Below are 5,480 nucleotides of genomic sequence, written 5' to 3'. Positions count from 1 at the left end.
CTCCATCGAATCGCTGGGAATTTTGAAAGAAGCAAACACGAATACCTGTACAACAAACCACAAGACAACTGTCATGCATAGCCAAAAGACAATGTCAATGACTTTATTGATCAGCTTATGTGTTTGTTTTTTCATATGGCGACTAATATTTTATACTGTCGTTTTCAATATAAAATACCCTTTGATTCACTATTCTTTCCGGAATAGTAAACCATAACAGAGCATTTTTCGGTATTTGATTGTACGTCTGTGTAGTATCTGTCGAACTCTTCTCTTTTAAAGATATAAATCCATTTTTGTTTGTGTCCCAGTAATGTAACGTATGTTTTTGATTTAATTTATTTTTACGTTTGTCGAACGTGAAGGATTGACTAAATTCTTTTTGAGGAATTAATTTATGAATACTTCCATCTTTTTTTAAGATGAAAGGAGCGGTAATATAATGTAAATACTGTGTGTTTGAGGCTTCGGCAATAATAAAGATATTATTGCCTACAATATCTTTAATTCTGCATGTAGAACCTTGTCGGTTACCTATGGCAAGTGGTTTCCAATCATAATCATTGTATGTACAGAGGTAAATCTGTTTTATGGAAGAAGATACAGGTTTATCTGTCTCGATACAAATATCCAGAACCTGATATCCTTCTTCCTTTGTCACATCTCTTAATAGTGGACTTTTCAGATTTGTGATGTAGCCGTCGTCTTTAACATCGGTTTCCTTAAATTCGGGATCAAATAACAGCCGATATACCTTGGCGGGTTTCAGATAGCCGGTAGTTTCAAGTTTTTCTCTATAGGTGTCAGGTTGACCGTAGACAGGACTGAAATTATAAAACTTTCCATCATGTAATACGACACCCCAACTGTGCGCTAAATCCATTTTGGTCCAGGTAGTAAGTTGTACGGCTACAGGAATGCCTACAGCACGCATTAATAATGTGGCCAAGTTACACAAATCTTCACAACTGCCTCTACCGGAGTGATATGTGCTTTCGACGGTGGGATAGAGGGGAGAACCGGTATCTTTGTAAACCAACTCTTTCATTAATTGTGAATTGATTATTTTGCAGGCATCAAAGGCATTGTTAACTTTTCCCGAATCAATCAGAGGTAAATATTTTTCCATGAATTCCCGACGCATGTTGGAAACGGGTTCTACTTGAGTCCTGTAAGGGAGGATATACCGGCAAAAATCTTCGAAAGGAATATCTTTTGCCCAGGGCTTTTCCCGGACTTGGAAAGCCAGATCAATATTCCGGATCAAGAAATCGCTTTTGAGTGTTTTACTGTCATAAATGTTATTTCCCATGATTGTGTATCCTTTGTTCCGTAGCGAGTCGCAATGCTTTTTTACAGCTTCTTTATCCGGAAAGCAGGCAATATCTGGTATATATTGTTTACCTTCCGGCGATAAGTAGTATTCAACTCTGGAAAAATGCAGGGGCATATTTGTGATTAGATATTCTGCTGCTTTCAATTTCAGCGAATCATTTTTGTAATGTTCGAAAACTTTTTCCAATTCTATTCTGTTTTCTCCGGCAAAGGAAAGCGCCTGCTCCAAACTGATTTTCTTCTGATAAGGCGTAGAACAAGAGATAAGAATACACAAAATAAAGAAAGGAATATAAGTTTTCATGATCATTCAATTTATAGTTCATTATTAACGTTCGACCAGTACGATTACAGGTTTGTTGTCATTTTTTGTAAACTCGAGATCAATTAAGTACTTCCCATCGGTAGAGATGAATGCAGGAGTAAAGAAGCTTCCGTCTGTTAGTTCTAATTGACTTTCCGGATATGTTATTTTTTGATAATAAGCTTTTCCGCTCTTTTTATCGAAACTGAAAGTATAAGGCTTGATAATTTTATTATAAGGAACCATATAAATAATATCATCTTTTTCTCCAATGGCAGAAAGTGCTATTTTGCCATCAAACATGTCAAAGTTTTTCTGAGTGAACATGTTTGGTGTTAAGGCGTAGCGATGTTCTTCTGTTGCTTTATTCTTTCCTAAATTGATTACAGCATATGGATGCAATGAATAATCCGGTTTGATTTGGAAAATTGTGTCGTTAAAAAGTTCTTTGAACGCTGATACATTACCGTCAAAAGTTCTCATTTCTGAAATGAGTGTAATGACTATACTTCCATCTACACGCTCGAATTTCGAATAGGTAGGTATTAAATTTAATACGGTTGTATCGCGAAAAATAGCTAGTCTGTTTTTATTCTCTCCGGTACGGTTGGGGATATGTCCTATAAAAATATCTTTATCCAGAACCGGATATAAATCCAGAATAGGTAGTTCTGGAGTAGGGATTAGTCCCATAAACTTACCTTGCCAATTATATAGCTTTATCTGATTATTTTTATCTTTAATGAAGATTGTATCATTTCTGACTGTCAGATTTTGTATACTTATATAATTTTCCGGCTTATTTCCTTGTTGACCTATATCATACAGGTATTTACCATCTAAATCAAAGACAGAGGCTCTTTGAGGTTGTGCGATCAATAGTTTGTTGTTTTTCTGTATGATTGTGGAAATGTTTTTAACAGGTTGTATCTCTTTTGTTTCTAATGGAATGAACTTGATATTTTTACTCCAATCCTTTAAGCTGATCGTTTCTGGCCCTTTTTCAGCTAAAGAGGCGAGTTCTATCTTAACTGGATTTTCGTTAGTAATTTCCGCTTGTGGCTTATTGCATGCAAGAAATAGTCCACATACTAGTAATAATGTGCATTTGTTCATGACTATATGATTTTTTTAGTTAAATAAATTACTGATGTCGAATCGGATAATTGCGATTTCGGGCTCTTCCGTTACTGCATATAATGTTTTTTCGTCTTCTGAAACGGCAATTCTACCAACGCTTCTTTCTGATCTTAAATTTTTTAATAAATACCCTTTGTGATCAAACACCAAAATGTTACGGGGTTTGAGTGTTTTAAGTTTTTCTCTGGTTAAAACCTCACCGAAATAACTACAAAAAATGTAATTCTTAGTTATTTTCACATCAGGAAAACCTAATTTTAACTGTTTTCTGTCCAATTGATCACCTTTATAAACCGGTTTTTCTATGTAATGATCCCAAAGTAGTTCACTACCTCCTTTTTGTTGTTGGTAGCAGGCTATATAGCCTAAAGATGCCATAACAAATACAAATTTATTGTTATGGGTATCAATATTACCTACATAGGATGTCATATTGGTGCTTTTGTGATTATTATTAGGAACTTCTCCTAAACTATCTATAATGCTTAAATTATTATCGAGAACTATTAAAGGTTCGGATATACCAAAAGGTACAGAGCCAACAAAATAGTTATCATTTAATATTTTTCCGCTAGTAATATGTGCATTAGTACTTTTCAATGGAATTTCTTTAGCTATGGTTAATTCAGGATTATTAACAATCTCTTCCCAATTATATTTCCTAAGCTTTTTTAGCATCAAATCATATATAAGTATGTTATTGTTTTTATCAAATCCCCAATAATTGGGCTGTATAAATTCTTCTGGTGCACTTCCGAATTTACCAGCGTGTTTAATTTCGCTACCATTGTCTGCATCAACTATTTTTATGACATCTTCTCCTTTGTGCATAAGCAGGAACAAATTATTATTTATAATTTCGATGCATAGAGGGTAACTCATTATAATTTCATTCGGATAATCAATACTTTTGATAGGAGTTTCATCCGGTAGAATTAATAAATCGGATTCTTGTTTAGTACAAGAAAAACAGAATAATAATAGTAATAATATCGTATTTCTCATTATATAAGTGTTTTATTTAAAGAAAAGATGTTGCAAAAGGATAATTAGTAATATATACAGATTTTGTTGAATTACAGAATAAACCTTTTGCAACTCTTATGACTACATATATCAATGTTTAATTATGTAGTTTTATGAGTATTTTAACATGCATCTGAAGCGTACATGTTATAATATGTATGAACCGATGTATTTCCCCAATTGTCTGTGACAACAGATGTACATGTCATTGTGGTAAACTCTGTGCAAGCATCACCTTGGCCTTCATATCTGGCCAATGCCTCCACATTAGCTAGTGCTAAGTCTGACAGTTCCACCTCTTTTTGACTCTGACTAAAATTCCAGCCAGCAGTAGCAGCTACGGCTGCAATAGCTATGATACTGAATAATTTTCTCATATTTGTATATATTAAATTATTTATTTTGTTTCTTATTTAATCAGGCTATTTTCTATCTTTGCCTACTATTGTTCGGGTTGGGATAGTCGAATGACACCCGTATCATTCTGTTGGTGGCTAACTATTGATTTTGATACACCTCCTTTCTTTTTAGGAGAGCATTCAGGGAGTTTACCGTAAAGTTTCTCAGGCTATCGGGTAGACTCCCTTTTGCTTCATTATAACTCGCTCTCTGATTAAACACAATGTTTGTATGTCTAATAGGTTATATTTCAATATAATCATAGAGCGTATAAGTTTGTCCTCCTTCAGTATAGCTGCAGGTTGCACCAATCATAGGAACACACATGCTACTAGAACCTTCATTGTTCGCTAATGCCTCAATATTGGCTAAAGCTAAATCCGAAAATTCCATTTCATTTTTGCTCTGGTTGAAATTCCAGTTGGCTGCAACAGCCATAGCAGCGATGAGAACTGCCCCAAAGATTTTTTTCTTCATGATCTTAATCATTTATTGGATTATAAATAAGCTAATTTTCTATCAGTGTCTACTGTTATTTTAGATAGTTGAATGAAATAATTCATTCTGTTTTGTTGATTGTATTACCATCATATACTTCCTTTTCGAAGTATCCGAGAGTTTGCCTGTACATTCTTGGTGGGATACAGTAAATTTTATTTGTTCGATCACTGAATATACCCCTTTATCTTTGCTTTAACAGGTTGATTGTTAGTGCTATTATACTTGATTGTGACGACTTCATCGAAAAATCCAGTATCTTTCGGAGTCATCTTAATTTCCACCCGAAGGGTTTCTCCAGGTTTCGCAGGTCGTTTGTCATAGGTCGCTGCCGTGCAGCCACAAGTGGTACTTACGTCCACTATCACAAGGGGATTGTCCCCAATGTTTCTTACTTCTATGGTTGTTTCCTTTAGTTCCGATTTTCCAAAAGTACCGAAGTCGATTTCTGTCTGTGTTGCTTCGGCTGTTGTTTTCGGAATATTTTTGTTCGGATTATCCTTACCGGTGATCTGTTTCAGATACAGGTCTTTCACAGCCGTGTTGTGTACCGGATTTCCTAATACAACCACTTTATTGTTCTTGTCCAGCAGGAATGTCTGGAAAGTTATATTTGACGGGAACTTGTTCAATTTGTTCAGTTGATCCTCTATGTCAATACAGACGGGACGATCGAAAGCATCCCGTTTCAACAGATAGCGTATTTCTTTCGCATCTTTGGGATGGAAGAAGAAAAGGAAAGGTATTTTTCCCTGTGTGGCCGAATCGGTATACTCGA

Annotated in this window: 6 protein-coding genes; all 6 read right to left on the bottom strand. The window is 35.1% G+C overall.

What is annotated here, in order from left to right; all coding sequences use genetic code 11:
* Positions 1–142 precede the first annotated feature (142 nt).
* Positions 143–1,639 carry a transglutaminase-like domain-containing protein gene (locus DWW23_RS26205; protein ID WP_233564469.1) on the bottom strand — a complete coding sequence of 499 codons (1,497 nt, stop codon included), beginning with the start codon at positions 1,637–1,639 and terminating at the stop codon, positions 143–145.
* Positions 1,640–1,663: 24 nt separating this feature from the next.
* Positions 1,664–2,755, bottom strand: a complete 1,092-nt coding sequence (locus DWW23_RS26200) for a 6-bladed beta-propeller (RefSeq protein ID WP_122357389.1) — start codon at positions 2,753–2,755, stop codon at positions 1,664–1,666.
* A 15-nt stretch (positions 2,756–2,770) separates the two neighbouring features.
* The gene (locus DWW23_RS26195; protein WP_122357388.1) at positions 2,771–3,784 is read right to left on the bottom strand and encodes a BF3164 family lipoprotein; all 1,014 of its coding nucleotides are present in this window, start codon (positions 3,782–3,784) and stop codon (positions 2,771–2,773) included.
* A 143-nt stretch (positions 3,785–3,927) separates the two neighbouring features.
* A complete protein-coding gene (locus DWW23_RS26190) occupies positions 3,928–4,182 on the bottom strand; it encodes an NVEALA domain-containing protein (RefSeq protein ID WP_122357387.1) in 255 nt (84 codons plus the stop codon).
* A 265-nt stretch (positions 4,183–4,447) separates the two neighbouring features.
* Positions 4,448–4,681 carry an NVEALA domain-containing protein gene (locus DWW23_RS26185; RefSeq protein ID WP_122357392.1) on the bottom strand — a complete coding sequence of 78 codons (234 nt, stop codon included), beginning with the start codon at positions 4,679–4,681 and terminating at the stop codon, positions 4,448–4,450.
* 188 nt (positions 4,682–4,869) lie between these two features.
* On the bottom strand, positions 4,870–5,480 hold a 611-nt coding region (locus DWW23_RS26180), incomplete at its 5' end, for a DUF1573 domain-containing protein (protein ID WP_233564468.1).

The sequence above is a fragment of the Parabacteroides sp. AF14-59 genome, from assembly GCF_003479515.1.
In the GTDB taxonomy this organism is placed as follows: Bacteria; Bacteroidota; Bacteroidia; order Bacteroidales; family Tannerellaceae; genus Parabacteroides; species Parabacteroides faecis.
This window is presented reverse-complemented; position numbering and strand designations above follow the sequence as displayed.